Origin of the sequence: Pseudomonas idahonensis (assembly GCF_037903935.1) — a bacterium.
GTDB classification, from domain to species: Bacteria; Pseudomonadota; Gammaproteobacteria; order Pseudomonadales; family Pseudomonadaceae; genus Aquipseudomonas; species Aquipseudomonas danubii.
In genome coordinates this window covers 6,761,226-6,776,767 of sequence record NZ_CP149586.1, presented here as the reverse complement: position 1 = coordinate 6,776,767, position 15,542 = coordinate 6,761,226, and the positions used below count along the sequence as shown (strand labels likewise).

Here is a 15,542-nt window from a genome sequence, read left to right as displayed (position 1 = left end):
CATTCCTTATCCGGCGAAGGTCAGCCAGGGGCTGGCCAGGATCAAGCTCAACAGCACCAGCACTTGTGCCGCCAGCAGCAACGCCTGGCGGCGCAGCAGGCCCAGGGCACCGCGGCTGCGTTCGTTCCAGGGCCTGCCGCCGCGCTGCGCAGGTTGCAGGCCGAGGGCGCTCAGGGCCTGATCCAGGGCCTGGGTGCTGTGTTCGAGGGACGCGGGGCCATCGGCCACGCGCTGAAACAGGTCGGCGTCGAAGGCCACGCGCAGCGCCAGGTACTTTTCCACCAGCCCCAGCAGCACCAGGGCGAGGCTGATGATCAGGCCTCCCAGGCTGACACTGGCCAGCAGGTACTGGCCCAGGCCATACAGGGCGCCCAGCAGGGTCAGGCCTGTGGATAACTGATCCAGGGCCCGGCCCCGGCGCAGCAGGCTGGCGACGCTGTAGAGCTGCATCTCACTGGACATGGGCCGCTCTCTTGCTACTGATCAGGGTTTCCAGCGCCTGCCGATGGGCCGCTTGCAGGACGATCTGCGGGCGTGCCCGCTGGATCTGCACGATGGCCGCGTCCACGGTGGCGGCGCGGCCGCTGTGCAGCAGCCAGGCGGCAATGGCCGTGGCACTGCGGGAATAGCCCAGGGCGCAGCACACCAGCAGCGGGCCTTGCTGGCGCAGGCGTTCAACGGCTTGCGCCGCAGCCAGGCACTGCTCGGGGCTGAGGGCACACAGGTCCAGTACCGGCAGGCTCTGGTAGGCCTGCAAGCCACGGCGGTCCAGGGACAGCTCGGCGCACAGGTCGAGCACCGCGACAAAGGGGCTGTCCTTGAGCTCGGCTGGGGTGGGCAGGCGGCCGAGCCAGACGTTATCCACAACCTGATCCGGCTGTGGATGTTTTTTTGTCCACAGCCGCGAGTTGATCCAGGCCGCTGCCAGATAGGGCGCCAGCAACCAGCGGGCGGCGGGGCTCAAGCGTCCGTCCTCGCGTTTCTGGAACCCTGCGGCGCCGAGCAGCGCGTAGTTCAGGGCCACCAGCAACAGCGCCACGGCGGGCCAGATCAACCACAGCCCGGTGCCGCCCCAGGTGAAGGCGGCCACCGCCAATAGCCCCGCGCCCAGGGCGTAGCGCCAGGCCAGTTGGCGGCGCCGCGGGTCCTGAGCCCGTTGTGCGCTGAACAGCGGGCTGGGGCGATCCAGCGGCCACAGCCAGACGCACAGCCAGCCGGCCAGGGCGCCGGTGGGCACATCGACAAAGTGGTGTTGATAAGTGGTGAGCACCGACACCCCGATCAAGCCGAACCAGCCATGCACCAGCCAGCGCCAGAAGCCCTGGCTATGCCGGGCGTAGCAGACCCACAGCACCACCAGCAGCGCGATGTGCAGGGAAGGGGCCTGGTTGAAGGGTTTGTCGAAGCCGGCCAGCACCTCGAACAGCCAGCCGAACACCCCGTCCAGCTCTGGCCGGGCAAAGGTGAAGCGCAGCGGCCAGAGCAGGAAGCAACTGACCGCAATCACCTGGGCGGTGAGCAGGCGCAGAGCGTGGCGCTTGAGCTCGTCCCGGCTGCGCGGCAGCAGCAGGGAGAAGCCGTAGAGCAGGTCGATGGACCAGTAGGGCACGATGGTCCAGGCCCAGAACGGCATATGCCGCTCCCAGTCGAAGACCAGACTGCCGACGTCGTCCCGTTGCGCGGTGACCCAGGTGGCGAAGCCGTAGGTGCTGAAGAACAGCGGTGCCAAGAGCAGCAGCCAGAGCACCGCCGGTTTCAGCAGGCCTGGCTCCCGCGCCGGCAAGGCGCCTGCGCTCATCATTGCACCCGTTGCGCCAGGGACACGCTGAAGATCCCCCACTCATCCACGCGCATGGTGATCTTGCGAAAGCCCGCGGCCTCCACCAGCTGATCCATTTCCGCCTGGGTGCGGCGGCGCATGACCCAGGCTTGGCCTTCGCGGTGGCTGGTCAGGGCGCGGGCGATCAGTTCCAGTTGCGGGTGCCACGGCTGGCCTGTGTACACCAGGTAGCCGCCGGGTTCCACGGCGCTGGCCAGCCCCGCCAGGGAACCGCCGACCATCTGGTTGTCGGCGAACAGTTCATAGAGCCCGGAGACCACCGCCAGGGTCGGCTTGGGATCAAGGGCGGCGAGGTCCTCACGGTCGAAGGCGTTGCCTTTGACGAAGCGCGCGATGTCACCCAGGCCCTTTTCCTGGATCAGGGCACTGCCGTCGCGCACGTTGATGTCGCTGTAGTCGCGCAGCAGGATCGATTCCGGCAGCGGGCTGACCCCTTGCAGGGCTTCGAGGATGTAGCGGCCGTGGCCGGCGGCGATGTCGACGATGCGCACTTCGCTGTCCTGCTCACGGAGCTTTTCCATGGCCTGGCGCAGCAACTCTTCCACGTGCAGCTTGCGCTGGCGAATGCCGCGCCAGCCGATGGAGTTCAGGTAGTTCTGGTCAATCAGCCGGCCCAGGGCGGAATGCCCGGTGGGCTGGTTGCGGTAGACGTAGTCCAGGGTGCTGCCGGAGTCGAAGCCGGTGTCGAAGCCCAGCTTGACCCCCGCCGACAGCTGGCTGCCCAGGCGCATGCTGGCGCGGGTGGCGCGCCAGTACAGGTCGCGCAGGGAGTTGTGGGGCAGCGGCGCGGCCAGGGCTTCGGACTCGGCGCAGGTCACGCCCAGGCGGTCGGCGTCCAGCAGGGCAGGGCGGTTCAGCGGGCGGGCGAAGTTCTGCAGGATGAAGCGGCGGATGCTGGCCATGGCCGGCGCGCGGTTCTTTTCTCCCAGGGTGTCGTGGAAGAAGCCCGGGAGGATGTGTTTTTCCTTGTGCAGGCTGCCCAGGCGTTCGAAGAACTGCTCCTGGGGCTTGCGGTGCACCACGAAGTCCGAGCCGGAGATCAGCAGTTGGGTCGGCACCTGAATGGCCTGGGCATCGGCTACTACCCGGTCGGCTGCTTCATACAGGCCCAGCAGCACGTTGACCGAGATCGCCTTGGTGATCAGCGGGTCGGCGTCGTAGCTGTGGACCCGTTCCGGGTCGTGGCTCAAGAAGCGCGCCTTGACGTAGCTGTTGACGAAGAAGTTGCCGCGAAAGCGCCGCATCAGGGCCAGGCCCGGGCGGGCGAAAGGCACGTACAGCTTGACCTTGAATGCCGGCGAGGCCAGCACCAGGGAGCGAATCCGTGGGGCGTAGTCGTGGACCCAGGTGGAGGCGATCACCGCGCCGACGCTCTGAGCCACCACGGCGATGTTTTCTTCGTCGATGCCGTGGGCGCTGTCCAGGTGGTCGCAGAAGGTCTGCACGTCACGCACGCTGGTGGCGAAGCTCGGGCTGTCGCCCCGGGCGCCCGGCGATTGGCCATGGCCACGGGCGTCCCAGGCGAAGAAGTCGACCTGCGGCAGGTTCAGCTCGTCCACCAGATGGGCAATGCGCCCGGAGTGTTCGTGACCGCGATGAAACAGCATCACCGCCTGCCGCGGTTCGCCTGGGGCCACCTCGGTGGCCGGCCAGTGGCGGTAAAACAGTTCGACGCCGTCATGGGTCCGGAACGTCTGGTGTTGAGCGTCGCGCATTACCATTTCCTTATGCAGAGGGAGCGTTGTGCTGAACTTCTTTGAGGCCCTGGCGGACCCGATTGATCAGGGTGTAGACCAGCAGTGCGGCGACCAGTGCCAACACGCCGTTGATCCACAGGGCGCCGAGCCAGCCCAGGGCGATGCCGGTGGCCAGCACGCCGAGGATGAAGGCGCGGTCGCTTTTGCCCATGGGCCCGTCGTAGCGCCGTGAGGCGCCGACCATCGGCCCGAGCACCCCGGCGTATTCGCTGAACAGCGCCAATAGGGTCACCGCCAGCACCAGCAGCAGGCTGACGCCCGGGAGCAGGGCGAAGGGCAGGATCAGGGCGCTGTCGGCGACCACGTCGCACAGTTCATTGAGGTAGGCACCCAGGCGCGATTGCTGGCCGAATTCCCGGGCCAGCATGCCGTCAATGGCATTGAGCGCCATGCGCAGGATCATCCACAGCGGAATCAGGGCGAACAGCCAGGTGTGGCTGGCGAACAGGGCGATGACGGTGCCGACCAGGAGTGAGATGACGGCGGCCAGGACGGTGATCTGGTTGGCCGTGGTGCCGTTGTCGTACAGGCGCTGCACCAACGGCCGCAGCAAGTTCTGAAAGCGCGGTTTGAGCTGGTAAATCGAGAGCATGATGGGACGGTTCCTTGTCGCACGCGGTGAGCAGGGCTGGATTATTGCCATAAATGCCAGGGGCTGACATCAGAAGTTTCTGCGTGAGCAACTGGCTGCCAGTGGTGTCTGGGCTCTGTACGAAAAGCCTGGATACTCGGTGATGCTGCGTTGAAAACGGTCTCGTGCGCGAGTCCGATCGGAATGCTCATTTACACCCCGTAAAGTCGAACGCGACCCCGGCCGTTCCTCGACCGTTTTCGCCTTGCCTGACCTTCGTCTCAAAACTGTTCGTACAGAGACTACGACGCACGCCGTAGATGAAAAGGCATGGCGTGCGACAAAAAAATCACTCGATGGCTTATACCGCAACGCATTGTCCCAGCGTTATCCGCAGCGCCGGCGCGCCTGGCGGTATTGATCGGCGCGCAGTTCCGGGTACTGGTGGATGGTCCGCCGAGCCTGCCGAGCAAAGCATCCGGATCGCAGTCATGAGTAAGGTTCCACGTGGAACACATGAATTGGGTAGCCCGTGGATTCCCGCCGGTCGTCTGGCGTTTATCGCTCTGTTTGCTGTCGAGGTACTGGCTGCTGCGGTGTGTGTGCTGCTGACCCGCGGCACCTGCTGCGGTTTCAGGAGCCGTTGCTGAAGCCTGTAGCTGCCGGGTTACCGGCGAAAGGCCGCCGCGCAGAATTTTTTTATCCCGGCTGTAACGCCGGGGAGCTTCCTCTCTCTAGTGCTATGACGGGATTGCACACGCCTCCCGTCGTCCCCTGCGATTATTGAGGAACAAAAAATGAACATGAAGAAAACCGCTGCTGGTGCTGCCCTGGCTTTCGCTGCCGCCACCCTGTTTGCCGGTGTTGCCACTCAGGCGTCGGCAGCTGATGCCCAGGTTCATTGTTATGGCGTCAACGGCTGCAAAGGCCAGAACGACTGCAAGACCAAAGACCACGCCTGCAAAGGCATGGGCGCTTGCAAAGGCCAGGGCTTCAAGGCGATGACCCAGTCGGAGTGCGAAAAAGCCGGCGGCAAAGTCGGCGAGTAAGCGGCGAATCCGTGCAGCCGCAGTGGGACTGACGACCACTGCGGCCACCTTGCGAGGAGTTCGCTATGTCTGACCTTTCTTCCTGCCTGGGCTATGGCCTGGGTTTGCGCAGCGCCTACTACCAGCAGATTCTCGATGAAGCACCGGACGTCGACTGGTTTGAAGTGGTGTCCGAGAACTTCATGGTCGAGGGCGGCAAGGCCCTTTACTACCTGGACGCCATTGCCGAGCGTTACCCCATCGTGATGCATGGGGTGTCGTTGTCCATTGGCGGTCCCCACGCCCTGGACCTGGACTACCTCAAGCAACTCAAGCAACTGGCCCGGCGGGTTGAGCCGGCCTGGATTTCCGATCACCTGTGCTGGAGCCGCGGCAACGCTCATCAGTTGCATGACCTGCTGCCCTTGCCCTATACCGAGGAAAGCCTGGAATACGTGGCGGGCCGGGTGCGCCAGGTGCAGGAGGTGCTGGAGCGTCCCCTGGTGCTGGAGAACGTCTCCAGCTATGTGCGCGCCGCCGCCGATCAGTTCAGCGAGTGGGAGTTCCTGGCCGCCTTGAGCCAGCTCAGTGGCTGCGAGCTGTTGCTGGACGTGAACAACGTCTACGTCAGTTCACGCAATCACGGTTTCGATCCCTGGCAGTTCATCCAGGGGCTGCCGGCGCAACGGGTGCGGCAATTGCATCTGGCCGGGCATCAGGATCATGGCGACTACGTGATCGACACCCATGACCAGCCGGTGTGCGATCCGGTCTGGGCGCTGTATCAGCGCACCCTGCAACACCTTGGACCGGTCGCGACCCTGCTGGAGCGTGACGATCATTTTCCGCCGTTGAGCGAACTGCTCGGCGAACTGCACAAGGCTCGCGAACTGGGGCAACGGGTGCTGTCCGGGAGGCTTGAATGCGCCTGAACGAATGGCAACTGGCCTTTGAACGCTACCTGCTGGCCGAGCAGTCCCAGGCGGACAGCCTACTGGGCAACAGCCTGATCGGCGGACCGACCCTGAATGTCGCCACCGGTCTGGCGATCTACCACAACGCCTACCAGGCGCGGCTGCTGGAAGTCATGGTGGCGGACTTTCCGACGATCCTGCAGTGGCTCGGCGATGAGGAGTTCGCGTCACTGGCCGGCGCTTATATACGCCAATCTCCCTCCCGGCATTTCAGCCTGCGCTGGTTGGGGCAGGGCTTCGCCGAGTTCATCCAGGGCCATCTGGTGCCGGAGCAGGGCCTGCCCCTGGCGGAACTGGCGCGCCTGGAGTGGGCGTTCACCCTGGCCTTCGACGCCGCCGAGGCCCAGGTGCTGACGGTGGCGGACATGGCGGCCCTGGACGCCGAAGAGTGGCCGCTGCTGCAACTGCAACTGGCGCCTTGTGTGCAGTGGCTGGACTGCCGTTACAACAGCCTCGCCCAGTGGCGCGCGGTCAAGGATCGGGCGGATTTCCCCGAGAGTGCTTTACTCGAACAAGAGCAGCCTTGCCTGGTATGGCGGGTGGATCGGGTCTGCCGCTATCGCAGCTTGTCGTCAGCAGAAGCCCAAGGGTTGCGAGGCATGATTGAGGCGCAGTGGAGTTTCGCGGAACTCTGTGCCGAGCTGGCCGTCACTTACCTTGAGGGGGCCCCGTTGCAGGCCGTTACCTGGCTCAAACAGTGGGTCGAAGACGGCCTGGTGGTACGCCGCGAGTCCTGGAAAACCGCTGAAAATTCGATAGCCAGCTAATTTTCCAAGATGGTCTACCCTCATTTCAGACGTCTGAAACAGGGGGGATTTTTCATGCTCGCGCAACTTCCACCGGCCTTACAGAATCTGCAATTACCCTTGCGCCTGCGGCTCTGGGATGGCCATGAATTCAATCTTGGGCCGGAGCCCAGCGTCACCATCGTGGTCAAGGACCCGCAGCTGGTTGCGCAATTTACCCATCCCAGCCTGGACGCACTGGGGGGCGCCTTTGTCGAGGGCAAGCTGGAACTCGAAGGCTCCATCAGTGAAGTCATCCGGGTGTGCGATGAGCTGAGCCAGGCCTTGCTGAATGAGGATGACGACGATCAGCCGGTGCGCACGCAGCACGACAAGGCCATGGACGCGGCGGCCATTTCCTACCATTACGACCTTTCCAACGCCTTCTATCAGCTCTGGCTCGACAGTGACATGGCCTATTCCTGCGCCTACTTCGAGACCGGCAGCGAGTCCCTGGAACAGGCCCAGCAAGCCAAATTCCGCCACCTGTGCCGCAAGCTGCGCCTGCAACCGGGGGATTACCTGCTGGATGTCGGTTGCGGTTGGGGCGGGCTGGCCCGTTACGCTGCCCGCGAGTTCGGCGCCAAGGTCTTTGGCATCACCTTGAGCAAGGAACAACTGGCCCTGGGCCGTGAACGGGTCAGTGCCGAAGGCCTGGACGATCTGGTGGAGCTGCAGTTGCTGGACTATCGCGACCTGCCTCAGGATGGCCGCTTCGACAAGGTGGTCAGCGTCGGCATGTTCGAACATGTGGGCCATGCCAATCTGCCGGAATACTGCCGGACCCTGTTCAACGCGGTGCGCGAGGGCGGGCTGGTGATGAACCACGGCATCACCGCCAAGCACACCGACGGACGTCCCGTGGGCCGGGGCGCCGGGGATTTCATCGAGCGGTATGTATTCCCCAATGGCGAGCTGCCGCACCTGGCGATGATCTCGGCGCAAATCAGCGAGGCCGGGCTGGAAATCGTCGATGTCGAAAGCCTGCGCCTGCATTACGCCCGCACCCTGGATCACTGGAGCGAGCGCCTGGAGGACAACCTGGAGGCGGCCGGCCAGCAGGTGCCGCCGCAAGCGCTACGGATCTGGCGGCTGTACCTGGCGGGTTGCGCCTATGCGTTTGCCAAGGGCTGGATCAATCTGCACCAGATCCTCGCGGTCAAGACCCATGCCGATGGCAGTCATGAGTTGCCCTGGACCCGGGACGACCTCTATCACCCCTAGGCCCGGCAGCGTTTGCTGCAGACCCTGAGTGGCTCCCTACAGGATCGGTGAAATCAGCCGCGCGACCCGCATGCCCAGTTGTTGCAGGCGGTGGGTCTGGCGGCTTTCTTCCCGGGCGATTTCCCGGGCCTTGGCGAAGTCGGCGTCCAGCATCTGCTCCACCTCGGTGGCAAAGTCGTCATCCACGGTCAGCAGCATCACTTCGAAATTCAAGCGGAACGAACGGTTGTCCAGGTTGGCGCTGCCAATGGCGCTGATCTCGTTGTCGATCAACACCACCTTTTGATGCAGGAACCCCGGCTGATAACGGAAGACCCGGACCCCGGCGCGCACCGCCTCGAAGGCGTAGAGGCTGGAGGCGGCGTAGACGATGCGATGGTCCGGGCGCGAGGGCAGCAGGATGCGCACGTCCACATCCCGCAGCACGGCCAGGCGCAGGGCGGCGAAGACCGCTTCATCGGGAATGAAATACGGGCTGGTGATCCACACCCGTTCGGTGGCGGCATGGATCGCTTCGACGAAGAACAGCGAGCACGTCTCGTAGGCATCGGCGGGACCGCTGGCGAGCAATTGGCAGAGCACGCCGTCATCCGGGTAGGTGTCTGGAAGGATCAGCGGCGGCAGTTCCCGGGCCGCCCAGAACCAGTCTTCGGCAAAGGACTCCTGCAGGCAGGCCACCACCGGACCGCTGACCTGCACGTGGGTATCGCGCCAGGGCGCCAGGGGCGGTTTCTTGCCCAGGTATTCGTCACCGACGTTGTGCCCGCCGACAAAACCCAGCAAGCCGTCCACCACCACAATCTTGCGGTGATTGCGGAAGTTCACCTGGAAGCGGTTGAGCCAGCCACTGCGGGTGGCGAAGGCATGCACCTGGACCCCGGCGTCACGCAGGGTCTGCACATAAGCGGCGGGCAGGGAATGGCTACCGATGCGGTCGTAGAGCAAGTGGATGGAGACGCCTTCGGCGGCCTTTTCCAGCAGCAGGCGTTGCAGGCGCCGGCCCAGCTCGTCGTCGTGAATGATGAAGAACTGGATCAGCACCGCCTTGTGGGAGCGGCGGATGGCATTGAAGATCGCTTCGAAGGTGGCGTCGCCGTTGACCAGCAGGCGCACCTGATTGTTGGCCAGGCACGGCATGCGCCCCAGCTTGGGCATGGCCCGCAGCGTGGCATAGGCCTGGGAGGCACGGGCAGTGAGCGCCTCTTCGACCCAGGGCCGCCAGTTCAGCTCATTGATGGCCTTGTGCATTTCCACGTTGGCTTGGCGCCGGGCCTGGATGTAGGCATCGAAGGTGCTGCGGCCGAACACCAGGTAGGGAATCAGGGTCAGGTAGGGCATGAACATCAGTGACAGGGCCCAGGCAATGGCGCCTTGGGCGGTCCTGACGGTGAGCACCGCGTGGATCGCGGCGATCAGCCCGAGAAAATGCAACAACGCGATGAGATAGCCGAAGATGTGCGGGCCAAAATAATCCATGGGGCAACCTTTGCTCCTGAAGATTCAATGCCTAACAGACCATGTTCCACAGCGAATGTCGCTATTTTATTCTGCATGCAACGCCGTGCCTTGGCCGAAGTCTAACGGCCACTACTGTCTAGGAGTCATTCGATGAAACTTCGTTTACTGGGTTGGGCCTTGGCGGCGGGATTGGCGCTGCCACTGGCTGCGCAGGCGCAGATGCTGCAACCGGGCTTGTGGGAACTGACCAGCAGCAACATGAAGGTCGATGACCAGAACTTGCCGGACTTGTCGCTGATTCTTGGCCAGCTGCAGCAACAGATGACCCCAGAACAACGGGCGATGCTGGAGAAACAGGGCGTGACCATGGGCGGCAAGGGTATTCGGGTGTGCTTGACGCCGGACCAGGTGAAATCCGACACCATTCCGCTGCAGGACCCGCAATCGGGTTGCCAGCAGCAGGTCACCGAGCGCAACGGCAATCAATGGAAGTTTCGCTTCACTTGTCCCAAGGCTCAGGGCAACGGGGTGGCCAAGTTCATCAGTGATCGCGAGTTCACCACCAACGTGATCGGCACCTTCAATGCCACCGGCATGCAGCAAAAGGGCAGCATGGACACCCGCGCCGTATGGCTGGGCCAGGACTGCGGCACGGTCAAACCTCGCGCTTCCTGAGCGACCCTGTAGCAGCGACGGCCGCTGCGCTTGCCGGCGAAGCGGCCCTCCAGTCACCTGGACCAGGGCCCTCGCCGACAAGCCCGGGCACCACCGGCTAGCTAATCCGTTCCACTACCTGCTCCAGCGTCAGCTGTCCCAGATCCTCGCCATTTCTGCTGCGCAGGCTGACGTAGCCACCGGCTTTCTCCTTGTCCCCGATCACCAGCAGATAGGGCACTTTCTGCAGGCTGTGCTCACGGATCTTGTAGCCGATCTTTTCGTTGCGCAGGTCGGCACTGGACCGCAGCCCCTCTCGGCGCAGGCGTTCGCTGATTTCCCAGGCATAGTCCGCCTGAGCCTCGCTGATGTTGAGCACCACCACCTGCTGCGGCGCCAGCCACAAGGGCAGGGCGCCGCCATGGTGCTCGATGAGGATGCCGATGAAGCGTTCCAGGGAACCGAACAGCGCGCGGTGCAGCATCACCGGTTGCCGGCGTTCGCCGTTGTCGGCGATGTAGCTGATGGCGAAGCGCTCGGGGAGGTTGAGATCCACTTGCAGGGTGCCGCACTGCCAGTCGCGGCCGATGGCGTCGCGCAGCACGAACTCCAGCTTCGGGCCGTAGAAGGCGCCTTCCCCCGGGTTGAGCCGATAGTCGATCTGCATGCTTTGCAGGGCGCCGACCAGGGCGCTTTCCAGCTGATCCCAGGTCTCGTCGCTGCCGATGCGATTGGCCGGGCGCGTGGAGAGCTTCACCGCCACTTCGTCGAAACCGAACTCCTTATAGATGTCGAACACCAGGGCGATGGTGCGGGCGCATTCGTCCTGCATCTGTTCCGGGGTGCAGAAGATGTGGGCGTCGTCCTGGGTGAAGTGGCGGACCCGCAGCAAGCCGTGCAGTGCCCCTGAAGGTTCGTAGCGATGGACCTTGCCGAATTCGGCGATGCGCAGAGGCAGGTCGCGGTAGCTCTTCAAGCCGTGGCCGAAGATCGCCACCGCGCCGGGGCAGTTCATGGGCTTGAGGGCGAAGGTGCGCTGATCTTCGGTGCTGGTGGTGAACATGTGGTCGCGGTAGTTCTGCCAGTGCCCGGAGGTTTCCCAGAGGCTGCGGTCCATCACGTCCGGGGTGTTCACTTCCTGGTAGCCGGCCTGTTCCTGGCGCTGGCGCATGTAACCGATCAACAGCTTGAACAGGGTCCAGCCCTTGGCGTGCCAGAACACCGAACCCGGCGCGCAATCGTCGAAGTGGAACAGGTCCAGTTGCTGGCCCAGCTTGCGGTGGTCGCGCTTGGCGGCCTGTTCCTGACGCAGCAGATAGGCGTCCAGATCCTGGCGGGTGGCCCAGCAGGTGCCGTAGATCCGTTGCAACGGCGCGTTGCTGGCATCGCCGCGCCAATAGGCGCCGGCCACCTTGGTCAGCTTGAAGGCCCGCAACTGGCCGGTGGTACGCACGTGGGGGCCGCGGCACAGGTCTTCGAAATCGCCCTGGCGGTACAGCGACAGCACGGCCTCCGGGGGCAGGTCGCGGATCAGCTCGACCTTGTAGTGCTCGCCTTGGTCGGCGAAGTGTTGCAGCGCCTGCTCCCGGGACAGCTCGCGGCGGCGCAAGGTGTGGTTGGTGGCGGCAAGGCTGTGCATGCGCGCCTCGATCAGTTCCAGATCCTCGGGGGTGAAAGGGCGCTCATAGGCGAAGTCGTAGAAGAAGCCGTCCTCGATCACCGGGCCGATGGTGACCTGGGCCGAGGGATACAGCTGCTTCACCGCCATGGCCAGCAGGTGGGCGCAGGAGTGACGCAGGACTTCCAGGCCATCGGCATCGGTCGCGGTGACGATGCTCAGGCGGCTGTCGGTGTCCAACAGGTAGTCACAGTCCACCAGCCGGCCATCGACCCGTCCGGCCACGGCGGCTTTGGCCAGGCCGCTGCCGATGCTGGCGGCCACTTCGAACACGGACAACGGCTGGTCGTACTCACGGCACGCGCCATCAGGCAGGGTGATGCGGATCATCTTCGGTGGTCCTTGGTCAGGCTTGGGGGATTAGCGGGTGAAGCGCAGGGGCAGGCCCTGACAGTGGTCATACAGACGTCCCTGGTGCCAGGCGAGCTGACCCGAGACCAGGGTGGTGGCGACGCTATGGCGAAAGCGTTGGCCGGCAAACGGCGTCCAGCCGCACTGGGCAAGAATCGGCTGCTGGTCCACCAGCAGGCCCGCGGGCTCGGGGCGGATCAGCACCAAGTCGGCCCAGTAGCCTTCGCGCAGGTAGCCACGGTCGGGAATGCCGAACAGCTCGGCCACCCGGTGGCTGGTCTTGGCCACCAGAGTGGTCAGGGGCAGGACCTGGTCCGCCACCAGTTCCAGCAAGGCCGGCAAGGCGTGCTGCACCAGAGGCAGGCCGGCGGGCGCACGGGTGTAGGGCTGCTGTTTCTGTTCCCAGGTGTGGGGCGCGTGGTCACTGCCGATGATGTCCAGGCGCTGGCTGTTGAGGGCCTGGCGCAATGCGTCGCGATCGGCCTGGGTCTTGATCGCCGGGTTGCATTTGATCAGGTGGCCAAGACGCGAGTAGTCGCGGTCATCGAACAGCAGGTGGTGCAGGCAGACTTCGGCGGTGATGCGCTTTTCGGCCAGGGGCCGGTCCTCGAACAGGGCCAGTTCCCGGGCGCTGGTCAGGTGCAGGACGTGCAGGCGGGTGCCGTGTTTCTTCGCCAGTTCCACCGCCAGGGATGAGGAGCGGTAGCAGGCCTCGGCGTCGCGAATGCGCGGGTGAGCCGCGGCGGGAATCTGCTCGCCATAGAGTTGCTGCCAGCGTTGTTGCTTGAGCTGGATGCTCGGGGTGTGTTCGCAGTGCGCCAGGAGGAGGGTCGGTACCTGGCGAAACAGCCGGTCCAGCACGTGCGGATCGTCCACCAGCATGTTGCCGGTGGAGGCGCCCATGAACACCTTGACCCCGGCGACCTCGGTGGGGTCGAGGGCGGCGACGGTGTCGAGGTTGTCGTTGCTGACGCCGAAGTGAAAGCCGTAGTTGGCCACCGAGGTGATCGCTGCGCGGCGTTTCTTGTCGGCCAGGGCGGCCAGGGTCAAGGTTGCCGGCGAGGTGTTGGGCATGTCCATGAAGCTGGTGATGCCACCGGCCACTGCGGCGCGCGACTCGCTATGGATGCTGCCTTTTTCCGGGGCGCCGGGATCACGAAAGTGCACCTGGTCGTCGATCATCCCCGGCAGCAGCCATTGGCCCTGGGCGTCGATTTCCAGTTCGGCGCTGAGGTGGTCGAGGCTGCCGATGGTCTCGATGCGCCCGTGATTGACCAGCAGGTCGGCGTCGAACTCCCGTCCTTCGTTCACCAGGCGGGCATTGCGGATCAGGATTCGGCTCATGCTCAAAACTCGTTCTGCAGGGCCTTGTAGCCGCGGACCAGATCGACGTTGGTGCGGGCCACGTCCTCGGAAAACTCCGAGGCACTGATGCTCACCGGAGGGAACTGCGCCAGGTCGGTCTTGGGGCCGATGCGGGTGGTGGAGGGCACGTAGAAGCCTGGGGGCAGGTCGCGACCGTCCACCACCGAGTTGTGGCGGACCACGCTGCCGTCGCCCACCACGCAGTTGAACAGCACGCTGTTGAAACCGATGAACACCCGGTCGCCGACCACGCAGGGGCCGTGGACGATGGAGCGGTGGGCGATGGAGGTGTGCTGGCCGATGGTGACGGCGGCGCCGGATTTGGAGTGGATCACCACGCCGTCCTGAATGTTCGAATTGGCGCCGATGGTGATGGCTTCCATCTGGCCGCTGGCGTCGACCTCGTCGGCGCGGATCACCGCGTAGGGGCCGACGAACACGTTGTCGCCGATCACCACCTTGCCGCAGATGATGGCGGTCTTGTCCACGTAGGCGGATTCGGCGATTACCGGCAGATCGCCGGAAGGGTTTTTACGAATCATGGCGCGAGTCCTTCAAGGGGGAACTGATGACTTCCACCGCGCCATCGCGAATGGCGTTGTAGAAACAGTTGGGGCGGCCGGTGTGGCAGGCGGGGCCTTGTTGCTCCACTTGCAGCAACACGGCGTCGCCATCGCAGTCCAGGCGCGCTTCGATCAGGCGCTGGCGGTGGCCCGAGCTTTCGCCCTTGCGCCACAGGCACTGGCGCGAGCGCGACCAGTAGCAGACTTGGCCGCTGGCCAGGGTTTCGGCCAGGGCCCGGCGGTTCATCCAGGCCAGCATCAGCACCTCGCCGCTGCCGTGTTGCTGGGCGATGGCGGCGATCAGTCCGTCGCTGTTCCAGGGCAGGGCATCGAGCACTGCGGTCAGCGGCCAGCGACTGCCCTGGGCAGCGCTTTCCAGGTCCAGCAGTGTCAGTGGCGGGCGTTGGATCATGGTCGGCTCAGGGCGTCGTACAGGGTGTTGAGGTTGTATTCGAACAGCCCGATGAAGGTGCTGGCCGGACCCGTGGCGCAGAGCGCGTCGGAGTACAGGGTGCCGCCGATATGGGCGCCGCTTTCGTCGGCGATCTGCTTGAGCAGGCGGGCGTCCTTGATGTTCTCCATGAACACCGCCTTGACCTTGGCGTTGCGGATCTGGGTGATCAGCGCCGCGACTTCGGCGGCCGAGGGTTCGCGTTCGGTGGACAGACCCTGGGGCGCCATGAAGTCGATACCGTAGGCCTGGCCCAGGTAGCCGAAGGCGTCGTGGGAGGTGACGATCTTGCGGTTGCCCGGGGGCAGGGCGCCGAGTTTGGTCTTGGCCTCGGCCAGCAGGCGGTAGATCTGTTGCAGGTAGGCCTGGCTGTTGCGCTGGTAGTCGGCCTGGTGGGCCGGGTCGGCGGCGATCAGTGCCTGGGTGATGGTGTTCACATAGAGTTCGCTGTTGGCCAGGTTGTGCCAGGCGTGCGGGTCGGGCACCTGTTCGCCGTCCTCGTCCAGGGTCCGTGGAATCACCCCGCGACTGGCGGTGATCACCGCAGTCTTGGTGGCCGAGCTGGCCACCAGGCGATCCAGCCAGGGTTCGAAGCCCAGGCCGTTCTTGATGATCAGCCGGGCCTTGAGCAGGGCCTTGGCATCGTCCGGCGTGGGTTCGTAGGTGTGGGCGTCTTCATCGGCGCCTACCAGGTTGGTGATCTGTACATGCTCGCCGCCGACCTGGCGGGTGATGTCGGCGAGGATGCTGAAGCTGGTGACCACGGCCAGCTTGTCCGCGGCTTGGGCGGTGGACCACGACAGTGGCAGCAGCAGGCTGAACAGCACGAGTAGAGCGCGCATC

At 64.6% G+C, this 15,542-nt stretch carries 16 protein-coding genes; 6 read left to right on the top strand and 10 right to left on the bottom strand.

Features of this window, described 5'->3' with window-relative positions; genetic code table 11:
* Nucleotides 1–6: 6 nt before the first annotated feature.
* Genes WIN67_RS30785 through WIN67_RS30770 form a run of 4 tightly spaced genes read right to left on the bottom strand, consistent with a single transcriptional unit; the run spans nt 7 to nt 4,189 of the window.
* A complete protein-coding gene (locus tag WIN67_RS30785) occupies nt 7–462 on the bottom strand; it encodes a hypothetical protein (RefSeq protein ID WP_339070453.1) in 456 nt (151 codons plus the stop codon).
* On the bottom strand, nt 452–1,798 hold the full coding sequence (locus WIN67_RS30780; RefSeq protein ID WP_339070452.1) for a phosphatase PAP2/dual specificity phosphatase family protein: 1,347 nt from the start codon (nt 1,796–1,798) through the stop codon (nt 452–454). The genes WIN67_RS30785 and WIN67_RS30780 overlap by 11 nt, the downstream gene beginning before the upstream one ends.
* Nucleotides 1,798–3,555, bottom strand: a complete 1,758-nt coding sequence (locus WIN67_RS30775) for a bifunctional alpha/beta hydrolase/class I SAM-dependent methyltransferase (RefSeq protein ID WP_339070451.1) — start codon at nt 3,553–3,555, stop codon at nt 1,798–1,800. The genes WIN67_RS30780 and WIN67_RS30775 overlap by 1 nt, the downstream gene beginning before the upstream one ends.
* Nucleotides 3,556–3,565: 10 nt before the next feature.
* A complete protein-coding gene (locus WIN67_RS30770) occupies nt 3,566–4,189 on the bottom strand; it encodes a CDP-alcohol phosphatidyltransferase family protein (protein ID WP_102881374.1) in 624 nt (207 codons plus the stop codon).
* Nucleotides 4,190–4,659: 470 nt separating this feature from the next.
* Between WIN67_RS30770 and WIN67_RS30765 the strand changes: the two genes are divergently transcribed.
* The 5 genes from WIN67_RS30765 (at nt 4,660) to cfaB (ending at nt 8,179) form a co-directional block, all read left to right on the top strand.
* The gene (locus WIN67_RS30765; protein WP_181433940.1) at nt 4,660–4,818 is read left to right on the top strand and encodes a hypothetical protein; all 159 of its coding nucleotides are present in this window, start codon (nt 4,660–4,662) and stop codon (nt 4,816–4,818) included.
* Between the two features lie 147 nt (nt 4,819–4,965).
* On the top strand, nt 4,966–5,217 hold the full coding sequence (locus WIN67_RS30760) for a hypothetical protein (RefSeq protein ID WP_102862397.1): 252 nt from the start codon (nt 4,966–4,968) through the stop codon (nt 5,215–5,217).
* 65 nt (nt 5,218–5,282) lie between these two features.
* Nucleotides 5,283–6,128, top strand: coding sequence for a DUF692 domain-containing protein (locus WIN67_RS30755; RefSeq protein WP_339070450.1), 846 nt, complete (start codon nt 5,283–5,285; stop codon nt 6,126–6,128).
* A complete protein-coding gene (locus WIN67_RS30750) occupies nt 6,119–6,937 on the top strand; it encodes a DNA-binding domain-containing protein (RefSeq protein ID WP_339070449.1) in 819 nt (272 codons plus the stop codon). Before WIN67_RS30755 ends, WIN67_RS30750 begins: the two co-directional genes overlap by 10 nt.
* A gap of 54 nt (nt 6,938–6,991) precedes the next feature.
* Nucleotides 6,992–8,179, top strand: coding sequence for a C17 cyclopropane fatty acid synthase CfaB (gene cfaB / locus WIN67_RS30745; RefSeq protein WP_339070448.1), 1,188 nt, complete (start codon nt 6,992–6,994; stop codon nt 8,177–8,179).
* Between the two features lie 36 nt (nt 8,180–8,215).
* Here the strand turns inward: cfaB and cls are convergent, their stop codons facing one another.
* Nucleotides 8,216–9,655 (bottom strand): cardiolipin synthase, encoded by a 1,440-nt coding sequence (gene cls, locus WIN67_RS30740; protein WP_110652486.1) that lies wholly within the window; start codon nt 9,653–9,655, stop codon nt 8,216–8,218.
* Between the two features lie 132 nt (nt 9,656–9,787).
* On the opposite strand from cls, the gene WIN67_RS30735 reads away from it, so the two are divergent.
* Complete coding sequence (locus WIN67_RS30735; RefSeq protein WP_339070447.1) at nt 9,788–10,312, top strand: DUF3617 domain-containing protein; 525 nt, start codon at nt 9,788–9,790, stop codon at nt 10,310–10,312.
* Nucleotides 10,313–10,409: 97 nt separating this feature from the next.
* Here the strand turns inward: WIN67_RS30735 and thrS are convergent, their stop codons facing one another.
* Genes thrS through WIN67_RS30710 form a run of 5 tightly spaced genes read right to left on the bottom strand, consistent with a single transcriptional unit; the run spans nt 10,410 to nt 15,541 of the window.
* Nucleotides 10,410–12,299 carry a threonine--tRNA ligase gene (thrS, locus tag WIN67_RS30730; RefSeq protein ID WP_102881370.1) on the bottom strand — a complete coding sequence of 630 codons (1,890 nt, stop codon included), beginning with the start codon at nt 12,297–12,299 and terminating at the stop codon, nt 10,410–10,412.
* 30 nt (nt 12,300–12,329) lie between these two features.
* Nucleotides 12,330–13,664 carry a dihydroorotase gene (locus WIN67_RS30725; protein ID WP_339070446.1) on the bottom strand — a complete coding sequence of 445 codons (1,335 nt, stop codon included), beginning with the start codon at nt 13,662–13,664 and terminating at the stop codon, nt 12,330–12,332.
* A 2-nt stretch (nt 13,665–13,666) separates the two neighbouring features.
* On the bottom strand, nt 13,667–14,227 hold the full coding sequence (locus WIN67_RS30720; protein ID WP_102862389.1) for a carbonate dehydratase: 561 nt from the start codon (nt 14,225–14,227) through the stop codon (nt 13,667–13,669).
* Nucleotides 14,217–14,660 carry a phosphoribosyl-AMP cyclohydrolase gene (gene hisI / locus WIN67_RS30715; protein ID WP_110594167.1) on the bottom strand — a complete coding sequence of 148 codons (444 nt, stop codon included), beginning with the start codon at nt 14,658–14,660 and terminating at the stop codon, nt 14,217–14,219. Before hisI ends, WIN67_RS30720 begins: the two co-directional genes overlap by 11 nt.
* A complete protein-coding gene (locus WIN67_RS30710; protein ID WP_268562559.1) occupies nt 14,657–15,541 on the bottom strand; it encodes a metal ABC transporter substrate-binding protein in 885 nt (294 codons plus the stop codon). Before WIN67_RS30710 ends, hisI begins: the two co-directional genes overlap by 4 nt.
* Nucleotide 15,542: the final 1 nt, after the last annotated feature.